This is a genomic window from Halorubrum sp. B52, from assembly GCF_059752555.1.
In genome coordinates, this window is sequence record NZ_MWTG01000012.1 from 18404 (window position 1) to 41566 (window position 23163).

21 protein-coding genes are annotated in these 23163 nt (G+C 69.5%); 12 read left to right on the top strand and 9 right to left on the bottom strand.

The genetic code is table 11. The features are described 5' to 3' along the window. Window positions 1-33: 33 nt before the first annotated feature. The 5 genes from B4V04_RS15905 to B4V04_RS15925 all read right to left on the bottom strand — a co-directional run bounded on the left by B4V04_RS15905 (window position 34) and on the right by B4V04_RS15925 (window position 6000). The gene (locus tag B4V04_RS15905) at window positions 34-1191 is read right to left on the bottom strand and encodes a nicotinate phosphoribosyltransferase (protein ID WP_498232693.1); all 1158 of its coding nucleotides are present in this window, start codon (window positions 1189-1191) and stop codon (window positions 34-36) included. Between the two features lie 98 nt (window positions 1192-1289). Continuing rightward, window positions 1290-3023 (bottom strand): Hvo_1808 family surface protein, encoded by a 1734-nt coding sequence (locus tag B4V04_RS15910; protein ID WP_498232694.1) that lies wholly within the window; start codon window positions 3021-3023, stop codon window positions 1290-1292. A 102-nt stretch (window positions 3024-3125) separates the two neighbouring features. Next, window positions 3126-3779: a hypothetical protein gene (locus tag B4V04_RS15915; RefSeq protein WP_498232695.1), complete on the bottom strand. Its 654-nt coding sequence runs from the start codon at window positions 3777-3779 to the stop codon at window positions 3126-3128. Window positions 3780-3809: 30 nt separating this feature from the next. Beyond that, window positions 3810-5780, bottom strand: coding sequence for a heavy metal translocating P-type ATPase (locus B4V04_RS15920; RefSeq protein ID WP_498232696.1), 1971 nt, complete (start codon window positions 5778-5780; stop codon window positions 3810-3812). A 4-nt stretch (window positions 5781-5784) separates the two neighbouring features. After that, window positions 5785-6000 carry a heavy-metal-associated domain-containing protein gene (locus tag B4V04_RS15925; protein WP_498232697.1) on the bottom strand — a complete coding sequence of 72 codons (216 nt, stop codon included), beginning with the start codon at window positions 5998-6000 and terminating at the stop codon, window positions 5785-5787. Window positions 6001-6200: 200 nt separating this feature from the next. On the opposite strand from B4V04_RS15925, the gene B4V04_RS15930 reads away from it, so the two are divergent. From B4V04_RS15930 to B4V04_RS15965, 8 genes are all read left to right on the top strand, one after another. Further along, window positions 6201-6722 (top strand): ArsR/SmtB family transcription factor, encoded by a 522-nt coding sequence (locus tag B4V04_RS15930; protein ID WP_498232698.1) that lies wholly within the window; start codon window positions 6201-6203, stop codon window positions 6720-6722. Window positions 6723-6827: 105 nt separating this feature from the next. After that, a complete protein-coding gene (locus B4V04_RS15935) occupies window positions 6828-7406 on the top strand; it encodes a cysteine hydrolase family protein (RefSeq protein WP_498232699.1) in 579 nt (192 codons plus the stop codon). Window positions 7407-7557: 151 nt separating this feature from the next. Then, window positions 7558-8127, top strand: a complete 570-nt coding sequence (locus tag B4V04_RS15940) for a hypothetical protein (RefSeq protein ID WP_498232700.1) — start codon at window positions 7558-7560, stop codon at window positions 8125-8127. Window positions 8128-8275: 148 nt separating this feature from the next. Further along, window positions 8276-8395: an HVO_2523 family zinc finger protein gene (locus tag B4V04_RS15945; RefSeq protein WP_498232823.1), complete on the top strand. Its 120-nt coding sequence runs from the start codon at window positions 8276-8278 to the stop codon at window positions 8393-8395. Window positions 8396-8589: 194 nt separating this feature from the next. Next, on the top strand, window positions 8590-9555 hold the full coding sequence (locus B4V04_RS15950; protein ID WP_498232701.1) for a phytoene/squalene synthase family protein: 966 nt from the start codon (window positions 8590-8592) through the stop codon (window positions 9553-9555). A gap of 21 nt (window positions 9556-9576) precedes the next feature. Then, on the top strand, window positions 9577-9786 hold the full coding sequence (locus B4V04_RS15955) for a hypothetical protein (protein WP_498232702.1): 210 nt from the start codon (window positions 9577-9579) through the stop codon (window positions 9784-9786). Window positions 9787-9864: 78 nt separating this feature from the next. After that, window positions 9865-11142 carry a histidinol dehydrogenase gene (hisD, locus tag B4V04_RS15960; RefSeq protein WP_498232703.1) on the top strand — a complete coding sequence of 426 codons (1278 nt, stop codon included), beginning with the start codon at window positions 9865-9867 and terminating at the stop codon, window positions 11140-11142. Window positions 11143-11192: 50 nt separating this feature from the next. Next, complete coding sequence (locus B4V04_RS15965; RefSeq protein WP_498232704.1) at window positions 11193-12341, top strand: mechanosensitive ion channel family protein; 1149 nt, start codon at window positions 11193-11195, stop codon at window positions 12339-12341. Between the two features lie 85 nt (window positions 12342-12426). Here B4V04_RS15965 and B4V04_RS15970 read toward each other — a convergent pair whose 3' ends face one another. Further along, the gene (locus B4V04_RS15970) at window positions 12427-14193 is read right to left on the bottom strand and encodes a glycoside hydrolase family 13 protein (RefSeq protein ID WP_498232705.1); all 1767 of its coding nucleotides are present in this window, start codon (window positions 14191-14193) and stop codon (window positions 12427-12429) included. 66 nt (window positions 14194-14259) lie between these two features. Further along, window positions 14260-15102 carry a DUF8054 domain-containing protein gene (locus B4V04_RS15975; protein WP_498232706.1) on the bottom strand — a complete coding sequence of 281 codons (843 nt, stop codon included), beginning with the start codon at window positions 15100-15102 and terminating at the stop codon, window positions 14260-14262. A 254-nt stretch (window positions 15103-15356) separates the two neighbouring features. On the opposite strand from B4V04_RS15975, the gene B4V04_RS15980 reads away from it, so the two are divergent. The 4 genes from B4V04_RS15980 to B4V04_RS15995 all read left to right on the top strand — a co-directional run bounded on the left by B4V04_RS15980 (window position 15357) and on the right by B4V04_RS15995 (window position 20113). Beyond that, the gene (locus B4V04_RS15980) at window positions 15357-16778 is read left to right on the top strand and encodes an extracellular solute-binding protein (protein ID WP_498232707.1); all 1422 of its coding nucleotides are present in this window, start codon (window positions 15357-15359) and stop codon (window positions 16776-16778) included. 184 nt (window positions 16779-16962) lie between these two features. Next, window positions 16963-17940: a carbohydrate ABC transporter permease gene (locus B4V04_RS15985; RefSeq protein WP_498232824.1), complete on the top strand. Its 978-nt coding sequence runs from the start codon at window positions 16963-16965 to the stop codon at window positions 17938-17940. Between the two features lies 1 nt (window position 17941). Next, a complete protein-coding gene (locus B4V04_RS15990; protein ID WP_498232708.1) occupies window positions 17942-18919 on the top strand; it encodes a carbohydrate ABC transporter permease in 978 nt (325 codons plus the stop codon). 6 nt (window positions 18920-18925) lie between these two features. Next, on the top strand, window positions 18926-20113 hold the full coding sequence (locus B4V04_RS15995) for an ABC transporter ATP-binding protein (protein ID WP_498232709.1): 1188 nt from the start codon (window positions 18926-18928) through the stop codon (window positions 20111-20113). Between the two features lie 42 nt (window positions 20114-20155). On the opposite strand, the gene B4V04_RS16000 is transcribed toward B4V04_RS15995, so the two are convergent. Next, window positions 20156-21850, bottom strand: coding sequence for a glycoside hydrolase family 13 protein (locus tag B4V04_RS16000; RefSeq protein WP_498232710.1), 1695 nt, complete (start codon window positions 21848-21850; stop codon window positions 20156-20158). Window positions 21851-21959: 109 nt separating this feature from the next. Then, window positions 21960-23033, bottom strand: coding sequence for a TrmB family transcriptional regulator (locus B4V04_RS16005; RefSeq protein ID WP_498232711.1), 1074 nt, complete (start codon window positions 23031-23033; stop codon window positions 21960-21962). Window positions 23034-23163: the final 130 nt, after the last annotated feature.

Sequence of the window (23163 nt, forward strand, 5' to 3'; positions counted from 1 at the left end):
CCGCGTTCGACTCGTCCGCCCCGTAGCCGACCGCTACTCCGCCCCGTAGCCGACCGCCTCCGCGTCCGCGAGCGCCCGCTCCGTCGCGGCCGCGAGGTCGACCGCGTCGCCGGCGACGACCTCGCCGTCGCGGACGACGGGCTCCATGAGCGACTCGGCGCCCTCGGGACCGGAGCGCTCCGCCAGTCCGACCGCGTGCGCGCCGTCGGCGGTGCGGTAGACCGCCTTCGCGCCAGAGAGCTTCCCGCGCTTGGCCGCCGGTTCGCCGTCGACGGCGACGAGGTCGAGCGCGAAGTCGACCGGGTCGGCGTTGGAGACGTAGCCGCCCACGCCGAACCCGTCGACGACGTCGCGGAGGTCGCGGAGGTCGGCGGGGCCGAGCCCGCCGGAGACGTACACGTCGACGTCGCCGTGGCCGCGGGCGTCGAGCTCCCACCCGACCTCCCGGACGATGTGCCGGAAGTCGCCGCGGCGCGAGCCGGTGGTGTCGAGCCGGACGCCGTCGAGCCGGTCGCCGAGCGCGTCGACCGCCCGGAGCGTCTCGTCGACCTCGTCGGAGTAGGTGTCACAGAGGGCGATCCGCGGCACCGACTCGTCGACGGCCTCGTCGAAGGCGCGCCACGCGGCCTCCTGCTCCCCGCGGCCGAAGCAGATCGAGAGGGCGTGCGGCATCGTCCCCGACGCCTCCCGGCCGAGCAGGTCGCCGGCGGCGACGTGCGAGAAGCCGTCGAACCCGCCCACCAGCGCGGAGCGCTCGACCGCCGCCGTCATCGCGGGGTGAACGTGGCGCGCCCCGAACGAGAGCACCGAGGTGTCCGGCGCCGCGATCCGGCAGTCGAGCGCGGCGGTCGCCATCCCGGAGGCGTGCGAGAGGAAGCCCAGGAGCGAGGTCTCCAGCCGCGCGAAGGCCAGGTACGGCCCCTCGATCCGCATCACCGGCCCGCCGTCGAACAGCCGCCCCTCCGGGATCGCGTCGACGTCGACGTCTCGGCCCTCCAGCAGCGCGAGCGCGTCCTTCAGCCCGGCGAACAGCTCGAAGTCGCCGTCGGGGAACTGGTCGGCGGTCACCTCGGCGACGACCCGGGGGTTCCGCCCGGCGTGCTCCAGCGCGGCCTCGGTCCGCTCGAAGTACGCGTCCGTCGCCCGCCCGTCGCGGATCGCGGCCGCGTCGACGATGTCGAACTCGGTCATACTACCGGATACGCCCGCGCGGGAGCAAAAGCGGTCCGGGTCTCGCGCCGGCGGTCGACGGCGGCCGGTGCGCCGGTCACGCCCCGACGCCGACCCGGTCAGTCCCGCGGCCGGCGCGCGAGCAGCGACACCGCCGCCAGCAGCCCGAGGAGGCCGGCGACGACGCCGAACCCGGGCGCCTCGTCGCCGGTCGAGGCGTCCGGACCGGACGAGCCGTCGGCGTCGTCGCCGTCCGACCCGGTGTCGGTTCCGTCGTCGGTGTCGGAACCGGTCCCGTCGCCGTTGACGTCAGCGCCGTCTCTCTCGTCGGTGGCGGGCGGCGCGAGGTCCGCGTCGGGACGCAGTTCGAGCACGCCGGCGGGCTCCGGTGCGTGAGCGATCGTCACGCGAGTCCCGTCTCGGACGACGCCGTAGGCGCCGGGGAAGTCGCCGTCGTCGATCTCGTACACCCGCCCCGACTCGTACTCGCCGTCGCCGTGGGCGGTTATCATCTCGACGTACGTCTCGCGGAAGTCCGCGGCGTCGGCGGCGGTCTGCCACTCGGTCACCCAGACGTAGCCGTCGCGGGCGTCGTCGCCCTCGCCGGCGCGGTACGGGTAGAGCTCGTCTCCCGCCCAGCCGTCGGTCGACTCGTGGGCGTAGTTGTAGTTCGCGCGGGTCCGGAGCTCCTCGTCCGGCCGCGTGTGGATCCGGACGTTCGCCCCCGCGCTCGCGTCGGGTTCGAGGACCGGGTAGCCGTACTCGAGGCTCTGGTACCAGAACATGACGAACATCGACGCCTCGCCGGTCGTCTCGGCGCCGTCGACCCCCTGGTCGGGGTACGTCTCCCAGTCGCCGGTCGCCGTGTCCTCGAAGGCGACCTCGCGGGTCTCGTAGTCGGGGGTCCGGTGGATCACCTCGGCGGTGCTCCCGGGCGGCTCGGTCATCGTCTCGTTGACGGCCTCCCAGCCGCCCTCCTCGACCAGTTCCTCGACGTAGAGCGCGCCGTCGGAGTACGGCTGAAGCACGGTCTGGAGGATGCCGAAGTTGAAGTCGGCCGCCGACCCCCCGCCCCCGCCGCCGGCGGCGGGCGCGTCGAGACAGGTCCAGTTGGCCGCGCAGCGAGCGGCGTAGCGCTCCTCGATGTGGACGGCCTCCCCCTCGACGATCCCGTCGACCGCGAGGTCGCCGTCCTGCGTGGCGCCGGCGTAGCGGGGCCGCGTGAGGTCGTGGTACTGGTCTTGCATCCCGTGGACCAGCTCGTGCGCCAGCGTGGAGGGGTCGATCCGCGTCTCCTCGCCCTCGGCGACGACGAGGACGATCCGGTCCTGGGCCGGCGAGTAGAAGCCGGAGACGGCGCCGCCGAACACGGCGTCGATCTCGTCGTTCGCGTTCTCGTCCTCGCCGACGACGAACAGCGCCTCCCACACCTGGTCGTTCCAGCGGCGGAACGACTCGCTGGAGTTGTTCCCGCCGGCCGAGCCGTTCATGAACTCCTCTCGGGTGACCGTCTCGACGGGCACGTCCTCCCGGAACGGCCGCTCGCGGATGTGCTCGACCCGCGCCATCGTCAGGTGCGTCAGGGCCTCCAGCTCCGACTCGTTGAGCCCGTCGCTCTGGTTGAAGGACAGCTCCTCCTCGTAGTGGGTCCCGTTCCAGCAGCCGACGACATCGGTGCCGTCGCCCGCGTCGCACTCGGCGGCCGTCGCGCTGGCCGGGGCGCCGCCGGCGACGACGTCAGCGGGGCCGGCGGCGACGCTTTCGGCGACCGGACCGGCGGCGACCCCGCCGACCCCGAGCGAGAGGAGGGCGATCGCGGCGACGACGACCGAGAGGGTGAGAACCCGTCGCATAGGGGCGATTACGACCGACCGGATAAGTAGTTTGTCGGTGCAGAAGACCCGATCGGGTACCGGCGCACCCCGCGACGGAGCGGACGAATCCTCCCTCTGGAGCTACACGGCGTCGACGGTGAACAGCGAGTCATCGCTGAGGACGACCTGCACGCGGCGGTGCCAGGCGTCGGCGAAGGCCGCCCGCTGCCGGTCGCTCGCCGACCCGTCGAGTATTTCCTGAAGGTTCCCGATCGGGGGTCCGCCGTCGGGAACCTCGGCGACCTGGTACGTCACTTCGACGGTCTCGTCAGTGTCGGTTCGCCGGAAGCGGAACGTCGGGTCCGGGGTGTCCGGATCGAACGCACCGAAGCGCAGGAGATCGCGGCGGCCGCCGTAGCCGCCGGCGAGCCCGCCGAAGCCGTCGTCCTCGGTCGCGCCGGTCACGTACGAGATGATGCGGCTCATCACGCCGTACGCGGCGTCGTCCCGCGGGCCGGCCGCTCGCACCTCGATCTCGCTCCGGACCGGATAGCCGTCGGGATACAGGGCGTCGAGCCCGAGCTGGGCGATCCGATAGGCGCCCGAGGCGGTCGGACAGGAGTGTCCCGCCGCTTTCACCGCGTCTCGATAGGTGATGACGAACGGGTCGCCCGGTCCGAGGACGCCGAGGGCCTCCGCAACGGGGTCGCGGATTTCGATCGGGTCGGCGTCGTAGTCGGCCTGCCAGTCGGTTCCGCTCTGGATCGCGTCGGTCGCAGTCGAATTCGTTGTCATGGTGGTAGTGGTGGTCGTCGTATCTGCTGGTCAGTGCCGGAGCAGCCGCATCCCGTTGAGGATGACGAGGAGGACGCTGGCCTCGTGGACCAGCATCCCGGCGGCGAGCGTGACGTAGCTCGTGAGCACGCCCGCGAGGAGGACGGTCACGGTCAGCACCGCGATCCCGACGTTCTCGAGGACGTTCCGACGCGTCGCCTTGCTCAGTGTGACCGCGTACGGGATGCGTTCGAGGTCGTCGGCCATCAACGCCATGTCCGCCGTCTCGATGGCGGTGTCCGTCCCGGCCGCGCCCATCGCGATACCGACGTCGGCGGTCGCCAGCGACGGCGCGTCGTTGATGCCGTCGCCGACCATCGCGACGACGTGGCCCTCGTCCTGAAGCGCCTCGATGACGGACTGCTTGTCCTCGGGGAGCAGTTCGGCGCGGTAGTCGTCGATGCCGACCTCCTCGGCAACGGCGGCGGCCGTCCGCTCGTTGTCGCCGGTGAGCATCATCGTCTCGATGCCGGCGGCCCGGAGCGCCGCGACGACGCCGGGGGCGGCCTCTCGGAGCTCGTCGCGCATCGCGATCGCGCCGATGACGCTTCCGTCTCGCACGACGTGGACGACCGTCTCGCCGCGCCCCTCGCGCTCGCGGACGTACTCGGCGACCTGATCGGGGACGTCGACGTCGCGGTCGGCCAGCAGTGCGCGGTTGCCGACGACAACTTCCCGGCCACCGGCATGGGCGACGACCCCCTTGCCGGCGACCACGTCGAAGTCGTCCGGATCGGGGACCGACTGGAGGCTGGCGTCCGTATCGTCCGCCTGGACGACCGTCGCTCCGCCGTCCGTCGCAGCGGTCGGGCGCTCGCGGGCCGCGTCGACGATGGCGTCGGCGAGGTGGTGCTCGCTCTTCTTCTCGGCGGTCGCGGCGAGCGCGAGCACCTCGTCGTCGGCGACACCGAACCCCTCGACGTCGGCGACGGCGAGGGCGGCTTTGCCGCCCTCGTCATGCCGTGGCGGCGAAGCCGCCACGCGGGTCTCCCCCTTCGTGAGCGTCCCCGTCTTGTCGAAGGCGACGAGGTCGATCTTGCCGGCCCGTTCGAGGTGTTCGCCGCCCTTCATCAGCACGCCCGACCGGGCGGCGTTCCCGATGGCCGAGACGATGCTGACCGGCGGCCCGATGACGAGCGCGCCCGGACAGCCGATGACCAACAGGGTCAGCGACAGGATCGCGTTCTGCGTGACCGCGTACGCGCCGATAGCGAGGGCGATGACGGCCGGGGTGTAGTACTTCGCGAACCGGTCGATGAGGCTCTCCGTCGGCGACTGGGCCTCCTGTGCCTCCTCGACGCGGCGGATGATGCGTTCGAGCGTCGTGTCCGAGCCCGCGCCCGTCGTCCGGATTTCTAGCGCACCCTCTTGATTGACCGTCCCGGCGTACACCTCGTCGCCGTCGGCCTTGTGAACGGGCGCGCTCTCGCCGGTGACCGGCGCCTGATTGACGGCGCTCTCGCCGTCGACGACGTCACCGTCGACCGGAACCTTCCCGCCCGGCTTCACGACGACGACCTCGCCCTCCTCGACCTCGCGGGCGGGGACCTCTCGGAGCTCCCCGTCCCGGCGTACAGTCGCCGTGTCGGGCGTCATCTCCAACAGCTCCTGGAGTGCCGTCCGAGTCTTCCGCATCGTCCGGCCCTCGAGGTAGCTGCCGAGGCTGAACAGGAAGACCACGGCCGCGGCCTCCCAGTACTCCCCGATGACGACGGCACCGACGGCGGCCAGCGTCACCAGCGTCTTGATGCCGAGCGTCCGGTTGGCGACCTCGTGGTAGGCGGTCTTGGCGATGTCGTAGCCGCCCACGATCGTCGCGAGGACGAGGACGGCGGCGCTCGCGGCGTCGAAGCTCGTGAGGTAGCCCAGACTCCAGCCGCCGCCGTAGAGCAGGCCGCTCGTCGCGGTGACGATGGCCTTCCGGTGGTTCCGGTAGTACCGCGTGATCGTTTGCCCGTTCATATATTCAGGTGTTCTGGGGCGTGTAGCCCTGTTTTTCGATGGTCTGTACGAAGGCGTCGGGGTCAGCGACGCCGGCGTCGTACTCGACCTCGACGCGACCGGTCGAGTAGTGCACCTCGACATCTTCGACGCCGTCGACGTTCGAGAGGGCGCGTTCGACGGTGCTCGCACAGCTCGGACAGTCGAAGTCCAGGACGCGGAACTGCGTTGTGTCGCTCATCACGGTTTGAGGTAGTTCCCGTACTCCAATAAGAATTTTTTAGATGATATGTTTGAATTCGTATATAGGCCGTTGGAACGGTCAAACGGGTCGTCTAGGGCTTTCACCCTCGCGGGTCATTCGAGTCCCGGTTCGTCGAGAGGCGTCGGCGTCGCGCGCATCCCGCCGTTTTTTCACGCGTGCTCGCGCTCGGTTCCGGTATGAGCAACTCCGGTACCGATCACCGCCTCGACGATATCGCGGTGCGGGACACGCGGGTCTCGGACGCGATCGACGAACCGATGCGGGCGATGATCCTCGACATTCTGTCCGAGGAGGCGCTGACCGCGAGCGAGGTGCACGGGAGCCTCGCCGATCGCGGCGTCGACCGGACCGAGAACACGGTCCGACACCACATCAACGAGTTGCGGGACGCCGGCCTCGTCGACGTCGTCCGCTTCGAGGAGGGCCGCGGGGGGACGACGAAGTACTACCACGCGAACACGATCGTCCTCTCGTACTCGCTCCCGGAGTCGGCCGACGCCGCGGTCGAGGAGATGGTCGACGCCGTTCAGCCCCAGATCACGGACGCGCTCGCAACGCTCACTGACGGGTACGACGACGCCATCGACGAGATCGTCGCCGACATGCAGCCCTGCGAGCACTGTCAGACGCAGAAGTACGAGACGTACGTGCTCCTGACCGTTCTGCGACGCGCGTTCGTTCGTGCGCACCGGGAGTGAGTCGGGGCCTCGGTCGGTCGACGGTGGTGAGTCGGGCGGTCGAGACGACGTCGTCCCGTTCGCTCCGGCTTCGGCTTTTTGAATCCGCGTCACCAACCCCCGCACATGCCGTACGACCCGACCGAGACCGCGGTGATCGTCGTCGACATGCAGAACGGGTTCTGCCACCCGGACGGGAGCCTCTACGCCGAGCCGAGCGAGGCGGCGATCGGGCCGGTGACGGCGCTGGTCGAGCGGGCGCGCGACGCCGGCGCGAGCGTCGTCTACACCCGCGACGTCCACCCGCCGGAGCAGTTCGAGGAGACGCACTACTACGACGAGTTCGACCGCTGGGGCGAACACGTCGTCGAGGGGTCGTGGGACGCCGAGCTCGTCCGGGGGCTCGACGTGCGCGAGACCGACCACGTCGTCGAGAAGCACACCTACGACGCCTTCTATCGGACCGACTTAGAGGGGTACCTCGACGCCCACGGGATACGCGACCTGCTGATCTGCGGGACGCTCGCGAACGTCTGCGTCCTCCACACGGCCGGCAGCGCGGGGCTCCGCGACTACCGGCCAGTCGTCGTCGAGGACGCGCTGGGGTACATCACCGAGGACCACCGCGAGTACGCCGTCGACCACGCGGACTGGCTGTTCGGCGAGACGACGACGCGAGAGGCGGTCGCGTTCGCGAAGGCGTGAGCCGGCCGGGGCGTCACGAAGGGACACGACAGGGGCGTCGCGAAAGAGCACGACAGGGGCGTCGCGGCGGCCTCGAACGCGCTCCGCGCGTCGTTATCAGCCGCGTGAATCGGCGTGTAACCCTTTTGACCCCCGACGGGAACGGTCGCGTATGGAACTCTCTCGACGCGGAATGCTCGCCGGGGCGGGGGCCGCGTGCGCGGTCGGCGCCGTCGGCTTCGCCGGCGCGACCGCGGTGACGGACGGCGAGGGCGACGGCTCGGGCGGCACCGGATCGATCGAGGACGACCCGGTCGGCGGCGGTACGGCCGGCGACGACGAGAGCGGCGGCCCGGCCGGCGCGGTCGACGTCGATCCGGACGCCCCGTTCGAGGCGCGGCTGCTCCGGGACGGCGAGGACGACCGGCGGCTGTTCGGCGCGAGCGACCTCGACGAGGTGGAGGGCGTCTTCGACGACGACGGCGAGTACCTCGTGTACGTCGCCCTCGGCGACGACGGGGTCGACGCCTTCCAAGAGCGACTGGCCGCGTCGGGCGCGGTCGACGAGCCGGAGCGGTTCGTCGTGACGATGACGCTCGACGGGACCGAGGTCCGGCGGGTCGAACTGGACGAGCCGACTGTGAGCGCGCTCACCGACGACGGGTGGGGCGGCGTGCTGACGCTCCCGTTCGGCGAGGAGCGCGTCGCGCGGTCGGTGTACGACTCGCTGGCCGCGACCTGACTGGTCAGGGACGGTGATACTTACGGCGGATCCGGGGCGGCCGCGAGAGGCGGTCTCGCGGCGCGGAGGGGAATCGGTTATGCCCCCGGCGACCGTAGCGAACCGTATGAGCGAGGGCGACGGGGATCGGGGAACGGGAGGGGAGACGATCGCCGGTTCCGGCGGTCGACCGTGCCCGCTCTGTGAGACCCCGATGTACCACAGACACTGCAAGTACGTCTGTCCGGCCCACGGGGTCGTGTACGACTGCAGCGACACCTTCTACTGAACTCGAGGCGCCGCCGTCCCCGAGTTCTCTGGGGAAATACGTCAACTTCCCGTCTCTCGAATCGCCACGGAATCAACGAAGACCAACATGAAAACAACAATGGATGTGCGAACTGTTATGTTCTTGGAGGCCGACTTTTTCGTTATGACCGGCGACCCGCTCTCGACCCTCCTCGCCGACCGTCAGGGGTCACCATGGTAGAGCACACTCAGGTTGTCCGGAGCAAGCGGATCCAGCGTCGAACGGGCAAGACCTTCCACGTCGCCACCCGGCTGCTCCCGAAGCGGATCCGCCACGCCACGTACGTGCTGTACGGCTTCTTCCGTATCGCCGACGAGGTCGTCGACGCCGAGGACACCGCGCCGCCGGCCGAACAGCGCGCCGAGCTCGACCGCCTCCGGCGGACCGCCCTCGGCGAGGAGCCGACGGACGACCCCGTGTTGGAGGCGTTCGCCGAGGTCAAGGCGGAACACGGGATCGCCGACGAGGACGTCCGATCGTTCGTCGACGCGATGGAGAGCGACATCGACACCGACCGCTACGAGACGTACGAGGAGCTGGAGGCGTACATGGACGGCTCCGCCGCCGCGGTCGGACGGATGATGACGGCGATCATGGACCTCGATGCGGAGACCGAGGCCGCGGCGCTCCCGCACGCGACCAAACTCGGCGAGGCGTTCCAGATGACGAACTTCATCCGCGACGTCCGCGAGGACGTCGTCGAGCGCGACCGGGTGTACCTCCCGCTGGAGACCCTCCGGCGACACGGGGTGAGCGAGGAGCAGATCCTCGATCTGGAGTTCGACGCGAATGTCGCGGCCGCGATCCGCGAGGAGCTCGCCCGGACGGAGCGGCTCTACGAGGAGGGGGTCGCGGGGATCAAGTACCTCCCCGAGGACTGCCAGCTGGCGGTGTTGCTCGCGGCGGTGCTGTACGCGGACCACCACCGGCTCGTCCGGAACCTGGGGTACGACACGGTGTCGACGACGCCGGAGCTCTCCTTCGCCCGCAAGATCTCGCTGCTCGTCCGGACGCGCTGGAAGTGGCAGTGGAACAAGGACCCCGAAGCGGTGTTCCACGAGATGTGCCGCGGCTTCGACGGCGCCCCCGACCGCCGCGAGCACGGACCGCACGGTCCGGGCGTCGCGCAGTCGGACTGACCGGGGAGGCGAACCGCCCGCATGAACCGCTCCCGCTTCGTCGGCCTCGCGCTTTTCGCGTTCGGGCTCGTCTTCTGCTCGTTCGTCGTCCGCGGCACGACCCGCCTCCTCGCGCCCTACGAGGTGGCCGTGGCGCTGTCGGCGCCGATCCTCTTCGCCGCCGCGGGGCTGCTGGCGGTCCTCGTCGTCCTCGCGACGCTCGACGTGACCGGGATCCGGCGGCTGGAGTGAGCCGGTAGCGCGCTCCGGTCGCTCCCGCCCCGTGCGCCGAGTCGGAACGCCCTTTTGACCGCGGCTCGGAGGGAGCGTATGGACGTACGAACCGTCGCCGACCTCTCGCCGGCCGAGCGGCGCGCCTTCTTCGAGCGCGACGCCGGCGTCGACGCGGTCCGCGACGACGTGACGGAGATCGTCGACAGGGTGCGCGCGGAGGGCGACGTGGCGCTCCGGGAGTTCGCCGAGGAGTTCGACGGCGTCACCGTCGGCAACATCGACGTCACCGACGACGCCGAGCGCGCGCACGCCGAGCTCGACGACGCGGGCGACCCGGTGCTCGACGCGGTCCGCGAGGCCGCCGCCAACGTGCGCGAGTTCCACGAGCGGCAGCGCCCCGAGGACTGGCGCGACGAGTTCGGCGGCCGGGAACTGGGCCGCCGGTTCCGGCCGATCGACCGCGGGGGGGTGTACGTGCCGGGCGGCGCGGCCGCCTACCCCTCCAGCGCGCTGATGGGGGTCATCCCGGCGACGGTCGCCGGCGTCGACCACGTCGCCGTCGCGACCCCGCCGGCCGAGCAGCTGAACCGGGTCACCCTCGCGGCGGTCCACGAGGCGGGCGCCGACGCGGTGTACCAGGTCGGCGGCGCGCAGGCGATCGCCGCGCTCGCGTACGGCACCGAGACGGTGACGAGCGCGCAGAAGGTGGTGGGGCCCGGTAACAAGTGGGTCACCGCCGCGAAGGCGGTCGTCCAGGGCGACGTCGAGATCGACTTCCTCGCGGGGCCGAGCGAGGTGCTCGTGCTCGCCGACGAGACGGCCGACCCCGACCTCGTCGCGGCCGACCTCGTCGCGCAGGCCGAGCACGACCCGAACGCCTCCGTGGTCGCCGTCACCGCCGACGCCGACCTCGCCGCCGCGGTCGCCGAGGCGGTCGACGACCAGGCCGCGGGCCGCGAGCGCGAGGAGACGATCCGGGCCGCCCTCGACAACGACGCCTCCGGCGTCCTGTGCGCCCGGTCGATGCCCGAGGCGGTGCTGTTCGCCGAGGAGTACGCCGCCGAGCACCTCTCGATCGTCGCCGACGACGACGAGGCCCTCTTAGACCGGATCACCAACGCCGGCTCCGTCTTCCTCGGGCCGTACTCCCCCGTGGCCGCCGGCGACTACGCGACCGGGACGAACCACGTGCTGCCGACGAACGGCGGCGCGAAGCGCTACGGGGGGCTCTCCGTCGACACCTTCCTCCGGTCGTCGACGGTCCAGCGGCTCGACCGCGACGCGCTCGCCGATCTCTCGGAGACGGTCACGACGCTCGCGGAGGCGGAGGGGTTGGAGGCGCACGCCGAGAGCGTCCGGAAGCGGTTCGAGTAGGGGACCGACCCCGCAGAAACGGTTATCTCGCGGCCTCGCCTCCGAACGGTATGTTCCCCTCCCCGCTGACGCTGTTCGAGGGCCTCACCGCCGTCGAGGCGACGGTCGCGGTCCTCCTGGTCTCCGTCGTCGCCGCCGTGGGGATGGAGTTCGCCGTCCTCCGGGTCGCTCGCCGGTACGTCGCGACCACCGACTCCGGGTACGACGACATCGTCGTCGCCTCGCTCCGCCCGCCGCTCGTCGTCACCGCGGCGCTCGCCGGGGTGTACGTGCTCACGCAGGTGCCGGCGGTCCGGTCGTCGGTGGTCGTGAGCCCGGGGCTGCTCGACGCGGTCTTCGGTCGGCCGTCGCTGTCGGTCATCGTCCTCGTGTGGGCGTACGGGGCCAACACCGTCGTGAACCGGGTCGTCGCCGCGGTCAACGCCGAGGGCGGCCGGTTCGACTTCGCCCCCGTGTTCTCGAACGTCTGGACGCTCGCGGTGCTCGTCGGGAGCGTCGGCTCGCTGCTGTGGCTGTGGGGGATCGAGATCACGCCCCTGCTCGGCGCCGCGGGGGTCGCCGGCATCGCGGTCGGCTTCGCCGCGAAGGACACGGTCGCGAACTTCTTCGGCGGGATCGCGCTCTACTTCGACGACACGTACAAGATCGGCGACTACATCGTCCTCGACGACGGCACCGCCGGGACGGTGATCAAGGTGGGCGTGCGCTCGACGACGCTGCTCACCCGCGACGAGGTGCTCGTGACGGTGCCCAACGCCGCGCTCAACGCCGCGAAGGTGACGAACGAGTCCGCGCCGCAGCGCCGGCGCCGCGTCCGGGTCCCGATCGGCGTCGCCTACGGGACCGACGTCGACGAGTTCGAGGCGCTCGCGGTCGAGGTCGTGCAGGCCGAGCCGCTCGTCCTCGACTCGCCGAAGCCGCGGGCCCGGCTCCGCTCGTTCGGCGACTCGGCGCTCCGGTACGAGATCCTCTGTTGGGTCAACGGGCCGACGCGGCGCCGCCGCGCGCAGCACGAGCTCAACCGCGCGCTGTACAAGGCGCTGGGCGACGCCGACATCGAGATCCCGTACCCCAAACGCGACGTGACGGTCACGCCGACCGCCGGTCCGGGCCCCGAGAGTGCCAGCGTCGAGCGGTCGGGCCCCTCGCCCGCCGCCGCGACGGAACCCGCCGAGCGCCGGGCGGGCGACGGCGACTGAGGGCGGCCTCGACCGCGAGGGCAGTCGGGCCCCGCTCCGGAGAGCCGGGAGGCGATTTCGGTCGGCCGGTGACGTTGGCGTCCGGTCACTCAGCGACGCGAGACACGCGCGCCTCCCAGGGCCTGAGGCGCAGCTCTCCGGCGGCGAACTCCCGCGCCGCGTCGGCCGTCCCCTCTCCGCGGTAGTTCCCGATCAGCAGGGTGCCCCCCTCGCTCGCGACCCCCGTCGGGAGGCGCACGTCGCGGTCGTCTCCGGTGAAATTCAGCGCGACGAGGAGGCGCTCCTCGCCGTCGCCGGTCGCGAGCGTCCGAGTGTAGACCCACACCTCGTCGTCGTCCGGGAACAGCGGCTCGTAGTCGCCGTACGCGAGGACGTCGTGTTCCTCGCGGAGGTCGACGAGGTCGCGGTAGTAGCGCCACACCGATCCGTCGTCCGCGCGCTCGCGGTCGACGTTGATCTCGTCGCGGTTCGGGTTGACGCCGATCCACGGTTCCCCGTCGGTGAAGTCGGCGTTCTCGGCCGCGGACCACTGCATCGGCGTTCGCGCGTTGTCCCGCGAGTTCGCCCGGATCCCCGCCTTGACGGCGTCGAACGACGCCACCTCCCCGTCCTCGACGGCCTGCCGCAATGGGTTGAGGGTGTCGACGTCGCGGAGCTCCTCGATCGACTCGAACGGGTAGTTCGTCATCCCCAGCTCCTCGCCCTGGTAGACGTACGGGGTCCCCCGGAGCGTGTGCAGCAGCGTCGCGAGCAGGGTCGCGCTCTCGCGTCTGTACTCGCCGTCGTCGCCGAACCGCGACACCATCCGCGGCTGGTCGTGGTTGTTGAGGTACAGCGCGTTCCACCCGGTCTCGCGCAGCCCCTCGTCCCACCGGTCGAACACGGCCTTGAGCTCCGAGAGGTCCCACTCCTCGCGCTCCCAGACCCGCTCGCCCCGGTCGAGCGTCATGTGTTCGAAGTGGAACAGCATCGAGAGGCCGCCCTCGTCGGGGTCGAGGTAGCGGCGGGCGTGTTCCATCGGAAGCTGCGGACCGACCATCTCGCCCACCGTGAGGAGGTCCCGGTCCAGGACTCGGTCGTTCATCTCCGCGAGGTACTCGTGGACGCGCGGTCCGTTCGGCACCCGGCTCAGCGTCCCGTTGAGCGGGTCGTCGAAGTCGTTCGGCAGCCCGTCCGGCTTGGAGACGAGGTTGATCACGTCCATCCGGAAGCCGTCGATGCCCCGCTCGAGCCACCAGCTCATCAGGTCGAACACCTCCTCGCGGACGCGGGGGTTCCGCCAGTTCAGGTCCGGCTGTTTGCGGTCGAAGAGGTGGAGGTACCACTCCCCCCGGCGGTCGTCGTACGACCACGCCGGCCCGCCGAACAGCGACCGCCAGGCGTTGGGCGGCGCCTCGCCGTCCGGCCCGCGGTCCGACTCCCAGTCGACCGCGTCCGCGTCGCGGCCCTCGCGCCACCAGTAGTAGTCCGCGTACTCCCCCTCACGCCGACGGGAGCGCCGGAACCACTCGTGTTCGTCGGAGGTGTGGTTGACGACCAGGTCCATGATGAGCCGGATGTCCCGGTCGTGGAGCGCGTCCCGGAGGTCCTCCCAGTCGGCCATGGTGCCGAACTCGTCCATGATCGCGCGATAGTCCCGGATGTCGTACCCGTTGTCCGCGTTCGGCGAGTCGTACACCGGACACAGCCACACCACGTCGACGCCGAGGTCGTCGAGGTAGCCGACCTTCTCCGTGATCCCCGGCAGATCACCGATCCCGTCGCCGTCGCTGTCGTTGAAGCTCCGCGGGTAGATCTGGTACACCACCGCCTCCTTCCACCACCGTCGGTCCGGAACGCGGTCGGACTCCATAGACGCCGTCCGCTCACGAGCGTGAAAAAACCAACCGGGACCGCCGCTCCCGGACAGGTGGGACCGCTACTCCCGCGGGAAGGTGTAGAGCCGGACTCCGCAGGCCGGACAGGCGAGCGTCTCGGCGGGCTCCTCGCCCGGACCGGTGTAGCCGCCGCAGCAGGGGAGGTCGACCCCGCGTTCCAGGTCGCTCCCGCAGTCCGGGCAGGCCTCGAGGAACATCCGGTTCGTCCGGGCCGCCGCGAGCCGGAACGACTCGTCCGAGAGGAACTCGCCGGCGGCGCGGTAGCCCGCGATCTCGGCGATCGCGACCGGGCGGCGGAGCCACGTCTCGTCGATGGTGTTCCCGTCGGGCGGCGAGAGCGCGACCCACTCGTCGCCGTCCTCGCTGACGGCTCGGGCCGCGGTCGCCGGGGAGATCTCCCGAGCGATCGCCGCGAGCGACTCGGTGTCCTCGGCCCGGAGCCGGTCCATCTCAGCGCGCCACCGCTCGCGGTACGCGGCGGTCGGCGCCACGGCGTCGCCGTCGGCTTCGAGGACGCCCTCGGCGAGGAGTCGGTCGAGGAGCGCCTCGCCGTCGACCTCCGCCGGATCGAGCGAGCCGCCCTCCCCGTCCGGCGCGCGGTCGCCGCCGTCGGTGGCGGCCGCGTCGTGGAACAGCGCGTCGCTACCGGGGATCGGGGCCACGAGCCGCGGCGCGAAGCGCGGCGTTCCCGGCACCACGTATCCGCGCAGCCAGACGAGCGCGAGGCCGGCGACGGCGACGACGGCCCCGGCCGGCGCGCTGACGAGCGATACCGCCGCCGCGGCGACGGCGACGAGCGCGACGTTGACGACCGTACAGGGCCAACATCGGTTCTCGCCGGTGTGCTCCGGACGTCGCGGGTCGATGGCGGTCGCGAGACTCATTCGCACGGAGTTCCGACCACCGCGTTATCAAGCCTACGGTCGCCCGGGGCGTTCGTCGCCGCGCCGATCCCGGATCCGGGCGGTCGCCCGGCGAGCGCGGGCGAGCGGTCGCTCGCGGCGCTCCAGTCCGACCGAAAACTGCTGCGAACGGGACGTATGGGCGTCCTCCGGTCCGAACGCGACACGACTATTATCGTTAACATCCCCTGTTGTAAATACCCCCAATTATATTAATGATTGTTCCTTATAGGCAGATGATGTCTGAAGATAGCACTCCGAACGGCGTCTCGCGGCGGCAGTACCTCGCGGCGACTGGTGCGGTGGGAGCGGCCGGTCTCGCGGGTTGTACCGGCGGGGGGGGTGACGGCGGCAGCGGCGGCGGCGGCAGCGGCAGCGGCGACAACACGGTCACCGTCTTCTCGGGGGCGGAGTACAAGGACATCGGGTTCGAAGAGGCGCTCCACGAAGCGGGGCTGTCCGATGATATCAGTGTCGAGATGGTCGTGCCCCCGTCAGACTCCGGGAGCAAGCAGCAGCAGCTCCGGACCGCGATCAACGCGGAGGAGTCGGACCCGGACCTGGTGTTGACGGACAACGGGTGGACGATCCCGTTCATCGTCCGCGACGACCTCGTCAACCTGGAGGAGGAGATGGACGAGGAGTTCATCGCCCGCGTCAGAGAGGAGGGCGTCCAGTCGATGATCGACACGGGGACGCACCCGGAGACCGGCGACCTCTACTCGGTCCCGGTGTTCCCGGACTACCCGGTCATCACCTACCGGAAGGACCTGCTGCGGAACGCCGGCTACGGCGACTCGGACTTCGAGACCTGGCAGACCGATCCCCCGACGTGGGCGGAGTTCTCGCAGATCGTCTCCGAGGCGAAGACCTCGGACGTGGATTACGGCCACGTCTGGCAGGGGAACAACTACATCGGGCTCGCCTGCTGTACGTTCAACGAGTTCCTCACGAGCATGGGCGGCGCCTTCTTCGGGGGGCAGGACAACCTCTTCGGGCCGATCGGCGACCGACCCGTCACCCTCGACTCGGAGGAGGCGATCGACGGGATCGAGGCGGCGGTTGACATCATCCACGGCGCGGGGAGCTCCCCGATGGACATCGCCGGTGTCTCTCCCCCGGAGGTGGCCGGCTGGATCGAGCCCGACACGAAGAGCACCTTCGAGGCCGGGAGCGCGGTCACGCAGCGCAACTGGACCTACTCGATCGGCGGTGCCGTGACCGCCTTCGAGGGGTCGGACATGGAACTGGGCGTGATGCCGCTGCCGGCGGGGCCGAACGGCTCCTGGCACGCCCAGGGCGGATGGATCATGTCGATGAACCCGTACACGGACAACAAGGAGGCGGCGAAGGAAGTGATCAAGGCATGGTGGGAGGACTCGGTCTTACAACTTCAGTTCGACGAGGCGAACTACATGCCGCCGAAGCCGGAGCTGTTCAGCTACGTCGAGGAGAGCGACACCTACGGGCCGTACTTCGAGGCGCTCCAGTACTCGGCGGAGAACCTGATCCCGCGGCCGACGACGTCGGTGTGGCCGAACCAGCGGAGCATCGTCGCCAACGAGGTCAACGCGGCGCTCCGTCAGGAACAGTCGCCCCAGGAGGCGGCGTCGGCGATGCAGGAACAGATCTCCGCGATCGAAGAGCAGTCGGGGTGACGTCGCTCGGCTGACCGGCCTCCCTGCCCGGCATCGTTTCGGGATTCGGAAATCGGATCAAATAATAAACATACAATAATGATAAATATTCGCACGAAAAACAGGCGGGCGATGCTCGTACCACAACGACGGGCAGTCAGGCGGGGTGGTGATCGCCGTGGCAGTTGAACAGGGCAGGACGGAGATGTCCGACGGGTCGGGCGGCGTCCTGACGAGGATCGCGACGTGGACGGAGAGCCTGAGCGAACAGGCGTACGCGTATCTGCTGTTAGTGCCGGGATTCACCGTGCTGTTGCTGTTCGCGTTCTGGCCGCTGGCCTCGGCGATCCGGATGTCGTTCTTCGCCGACCAGATAACCACCGGTGAGCTGGGCGAGTTCGTCGGGCTCGATAACTACATCGCGCTGCTCACGAACACCAACGCGCTGGCGCCGGCGGCGTTCCTCGACCTCTCGTTCCAGACGCCGATGCTTGAACAGGCGATGTTCATGACGATCGGGTTCGCCGTGTTGAGCGTCACGGGCGAGACGCTGCTCGGCTTCCTCTACGCGATGCTGATGAAAGCCGAGTACAAGGGCCGGCGACTCGTTCGCCTGCTCATCATCCTCCCGTGGGCGATCCCGATCGTCATCCAGGGGATGATCTTCTTCCTGCTGTTCCGGCCCGGCTACGGCCTGTTGACCGAGCCGCTCCAGCAGCTCGGGATCTTCTCCAGCCTCCCGCTCAACACGACGTTCGACGGGTTCGTCATCGTGACGGTGGCGGACATCTGGAAGACGTCGGCGTTCATGGCCCTGCTCATCCTGGCGGGGTTAGAGAGCGTCAACCAAGACCTCTACGAGGTGGCCGACGTGATGGGGGCCTCGCGGTGGCAGCGGTTCCGCTACATCACGTTCCCGCTGGTGTTCCCGGTGCTGATGGTCGCGATGCTGTTCCGGACGATGGGTGCGCTCCGGGTGTACGGCATCATCGAGTCGACCACCGTCGGCTGTTCGACCGTCCCGTCGATGACCTGTCTCGTGACGCAGTTCATGTTCGGGTCCGCGACGCAGTACGGGTCCGCGGCCGCCGTGAGCGTCCTGATCGCCATCGTGGTGGGACTGTTCATCATGGTGTACCTCGGATTCATCCGGAAAAGCAACCAGAGCCTGGGGTTAGCATAACATGAGTATCGACGCACGCAACCACGAAGACGCTGAAACGTTCGACGGCTCCGACGACGCGTCGAGCGGCGACGACGAGAACAACTCGCCCATCGGGCGGTGGGCCGACGACTGGATCCGGAACCCGGAGAAGGCGTACGCCGTCATGTTGGTGTTCCTCGGCGGCGTCCTGTTGACGACGTCGCTGTTCCCGCTGTACTGGCTGTTCAACGTCGCGATGGCGCCGCCCGGACAGACCGACATCCCGCTCGTCCCGACGACGATCGACCTGTCGGCGTTCGTGCAGGTGTTCGTGCAGGTCCCGTTCGCGCGGTTCATGTTCAACAGCCTCTTCTACGCGTTCACGGTGACGGTGTTCGTGCTCCTCGTCGCGAGCCTCGCCGGGTACGCGTTCGGGCGCCTGCGATTCCCCGGGAAGACGCCGCTCCTGTTCGCGCTCCTGGTCCTCAGCTTCTTCCCGCCGGCGACGCTGTTCATCCCGCTGTTCCGGGCGTTCAACCAGCAGGTTCCGATGCTCGGTATCTTCACCCTCCCGGTGGAGATATACGGGACGCCCGGCGCGGTCGTCGCGCCGCTCAGCGCGTTCACGATGCCGCTGGCGATCTTCATACTGACGACGTTCTACGGTCAGATCCCGGACGGGCTCGAAGACGCGGCGCGAGTCGAGGGGACGACCCGGTTCGGCGCGCTGTTCCGCGTGATCATGCCGCTGTCGGCGCCGGGCGTCGCGACCGCCGGTATTCTCACCTTCATCACGGTGTACACGGAGTTCTTCTTCTCGTTCCTGATGACCGGCAACAGCGCGGCGGAGTGGGCGCCGGTGGTCGACGGCGTCATCGCGTTCCAGACGCAGTACACCGTCCGGTACGACCTCCAGGCGGCGGCGAGCCTGATCGCGATCGTTCCGGTCGCGATCCTCGTCGTCGTCGCACAGGACAAGATCATCAGCGGCCTCACGCAGGGCGCGCTCAAGGAGTGATAACACATGTCACGAGTAAAACTCACGGACGTCACGAAACAGTACGACGACGTAACGGCGGTCGACAACATGAACCTCGACCTGAAAGACGGCGAGTTCATCTGCCTCGTCGGTCCCTCGGGCTGCGGGAAGTCCACGACGCTCGAGACGATCGCGGGGCTCACCAAGCCCACGTCGGGGGAGATCCTGATCGGCGACCGCGAGGTGACGAACCTCCCGCCGAAGGACCGCGGCATCGCGATGGTGTTCCAGAACATCGCGCTGTTCCCGCACATGGACGTGTACGACAACATCTCCTTCGGGCTCCGGCTGCGGAACTTCCCCCAAGAGGAGATGGACGAGCGCGTCGACGAGGCGGCGCGGGTCGTCCGGATGCAGGGCATGCTCGATCGGATGCCGAGCGAGATGTCCGGCGGGCAGCGTCAGCGCGTCGCGATCGCGCGGGCCATCGTCCGTGACCCGGACGTGTTCCTGATGGACGAGCCGCTGGCGAACTTAGACGCCAAGCTGCGCGTCAACATGCGGACCGAGCTCCAGCGGCTCCACAAGCAGCTGGACACCACGATCATCTACGTCACCCACAACCAGGCGGAGGCGATGACGATGTCCGACCGCATCGCCGTCCTCAACAAGGGCGAACTCCAGCAGATCGCCCCGCCGCTGGTCTGCTACAACCAGCCGGCAAACAAGTTCGTCGCGGGGTTCATCGGGTCGCCCTCGATGAACTTCTTCGACGCGACCGTCGGAGAGGACACGCTCGACGCGAACGGCTACTCCGTCTCCTTCGACACCGCGGCGATCGACGGCGTGGCGACCGGCGACGCGGTGGACGTCGGTATCCGGCCGGAGGACATCTACCTCACGAGCAACAGCGCCGAGGCCGTGGACCCGAGCCGGACCTTCTCGGTCGAGACCGACGTGCTCGAGCCGATGGGCGACGAGATCTTCGTCTACCTCAAACCGATCCTCGACCCGGACCAGGACGACGGGATGACCGACTTCGAGGAGCGGCAGGGGCTGCTGATGAGCGTCGACCCGGCGACCGACATCAGCGAGGAGGAGAGCGTCGAGATCGTGTTCGACCGCTCGCGGATCCACCTGTTCGACGACGCGACCGGCGACGCGATCTCGCACGGCGTCGTGGCCGACGCGGAGATCGAGACCGGCGAAGACGACGCCGTGCAGGCGGACTGAGCGGGCGTCCCGCGGTTCGGTCTTTTTTTACCGGCGTCGGGATCAGAGCCGATACACGGCCGCCTCGTACGATCGGAGTTCGCGGCCGGCCGGGTCGACCGGCGGTTCCTCGTAGTTGCTCGCGAGCGCTTCGGCTTCCGCGGTGTCGACGGCCGTCGTCTCGAACGTCGGCGTCGCGTCCGACCAGTTGAGCACGACCAGGATCACGTCCTCGCCCAGCGTCCGGGTGTACGCGTAGATCCGGGGGTGGTCCGGCAGCAGCAGGTCGTAGTCGCCGTACACGAGGGTCTCCTCCCGGTGTCTGAGGTCGATCAGCCGCCGGTAGTGGCGCCAGATCGAATCTGCCCGGTTCCGGTCCGCCTCGACGTTGATCTCGCGGTAGTTCTCGTTGACGCCGAGCCACGGCTCCCCGTCGGTGAAGCCGGCGTGCTCCGCGTCGGACCACTGCATCGGCGTCCGCGCGTGGTCGCGGCTCCAGTAGTTGACGAGGTCCCGCACGTCCTCGAAGCCGTCCGCGACGCCCCGCTCGAAGAGGTCGGTGACCGACCCGATCGTCTCCACGTCGTCGATCTCGTCGAGGCTCTCGAACTCGTCGTTCGTCATGCCGATCTCGTCGCCCTGATACACGTACGGCGTCCCGGAGAGCGTCATGAGGAGGGTGGCCAGCAGGGTCGCGCTCTCGCGCCGGTACGCCTCGTCGTCGCCGAACCGCGAGACGATCCGGGGCTGGTCGTGGTTGCCGAGGAACACCGAGTTCCATCCCCGCCCGCGGAGGCCGGTCTGCCAGCGGCTCATCGCCCGCTTGAACTCGGGGAGGTCAAGCTCTCCCCAGTCGGTCGGGTCCCAGATACCGTCCGGCCCCGCGTCGACGTCCATGTGGTCGGACTGGAAGATCATCCCGAGCCCGGCGCCGTCCTCGAGGTACCGCGTCGCCGTGTCGACGTCGGTGTTCGGCATCTCCGCGACCGACATCGCGTCGTACTCGTCGAGCACGGCGACGAGCCCCTCGAGGTACTCCGTCAGCCGCGGGCCGTTGAAGAAGCGCTCCTCGCCGACGAGCCCGGAGCCCGGGTCGCCGTCCGGGTACCCCTCCGCCTTCGACAGCAAGTTGATCGCGTCCATCCGGAACCCGTCGATGCCCTTCTCGAGCCACCAGCGCATCATCGCCTCGACGTCCTCGCGGACGCGGGGGTTCCGCCAGTTCAGGTCCGGCTGAGTCTCGTGAAAGAGGTGGAGGTACCACGCCCCGCGCGTCTCGTCGTACGTCCAGGCCGACCCGCCGAAGATCGACTCCCAGTTGTTCGGCGGCTCGTCGGGGGGACCCTCTCGCCAGTGGTAGTAGTCCGCGTACGTTCCGTCGCGCTCGCGGGAGCGCCGGAACCACTCGTGTTCGTCGGAGGTGTGGTTGACGACCAGGTCCATGATGAGCCGGATGTCCCGGTCGTGGAGCGCGTCCCGCAGCGCCTCCCAGTCGGCCATGGTGCCGAACTCGTCCATGATCGACCGGTAGTCCCGGATGTCGTACCCGTTGTCCGCGTTCGGCGAATCATAGACAGGGCACAGCCACACCACGTCGACGCCGAGGTCGGCTAAGTAGTCGACCTTCTCCGTGATCCCCGGCAGATCCCCGATCCCGTCGCCGTCGCTGTCGTTGAAGCTCCGCGGGTAGATCTGGTACACCACCGCCTCCTTCCACCACGCCCGAGCCGGATCGCGCTCTGTTTCAATCCGGCTCATCGCGGATCACGGCTCGAACGAGCGCGGGTCGGCGGGCTCTCGGTCGGGTTCGAACGCATACGCGACGATCGGGTATCTCCGTCAAAGCTCTGCTGGTGGTTCGCCCCGGTCACTCGACGCCGACGACGGTGATCCGGTGGGCCTCGACGGCCTCGACCATCGCGCCCCACCCGCCCACCTCGACGAGCCCGTCGTCGGTCTCGACGACGAGCGCGACCTGCCCGCCGTAGCTCGCGATGACCTCGGCGTCGGCCGCGTCCGTCGGACCGGTGACGATGACGTCGTTGACCGTCCCCTCGACGACCCTGTCCGCGCCAGTCTCGGTGTCGGCCCCTTCGATCCGAACGCGGACGGTCCCGCCGTCCCGGAGGAGCGGCGCGACGTCGCGGACGCAGTAGCGGATGTCGACGTACTCGATCGGCGGCTCGTCGCCGATCGACGAGTAGATCGGCTCCCAGGTGTCCCACTGCGTCGTGAGGAAGTACCAGTAGAACACGTAGCTGTGCGTGCGGTCGTCGACGAGCACGCCGTACTCGTTCGTCGACCCCGCGTGCGGCGCGAAACACGTCTTCGTCCGGTCGACGATCACCGCGAACGGCGAGGGGAGCCGCCGGTGGCGCGCCTCCGAGCAGACGTCGCTCAGCTCCGCCGGGTCGGGGAGGGCCTCCTCGCCTCCCTCCGGGGTGTGGATGGAGAGGTTGACGCGGACGCCGCGCTCGGTCGCCTCGCGAAGCGCGCCGCGCAGCCGCTCGAAGTCGTCGACGCCGAGCGAGACGTTCACCTGCGACTCCGCGTCGCGGATGAACTCGTCGGCGTTCTTGATCACCGTCTCGAACCGCGTGACGATGCTCACCGTCGAACGCTCGACGCTCGGCTCGTTCCAGCGGCGCTCGATCTCCTCGGTCGCGGCAGAGAGCCGGTTCGCCCGCGACTGCAGGTCGTCGGTGATCTCGTCGAGGTCGTTCGCGCGGGCGTACAGCGACTCCTGCTCGTACGTCTCGATGTACCCCGCGCTCTCGAGGTCTCGCAACACGTCGTAGATGCGCGGGTCGGGAACGCCGCTGGCCTCGGCCACGCGGGTCACCGGCGCCGCGCCGAGTTCGAGGACCGTGACGTACGCGTCCGCCTGGTACGGCGAGAGCCCCGCGTCCTCCAGCGTCTCGGTGAGCTCCGCGCGGTTCACGGTCGCCACCCGTCGCCGCGGACGCGGTCGTCCTCGCCGGTTCGGCCGGTCGATCGTGTGGTCATGGCTCGAACAACCACGGCCGTAATAAAATGTTTTATTACCGGAGAACGGGTGCCGACCTCGTCGC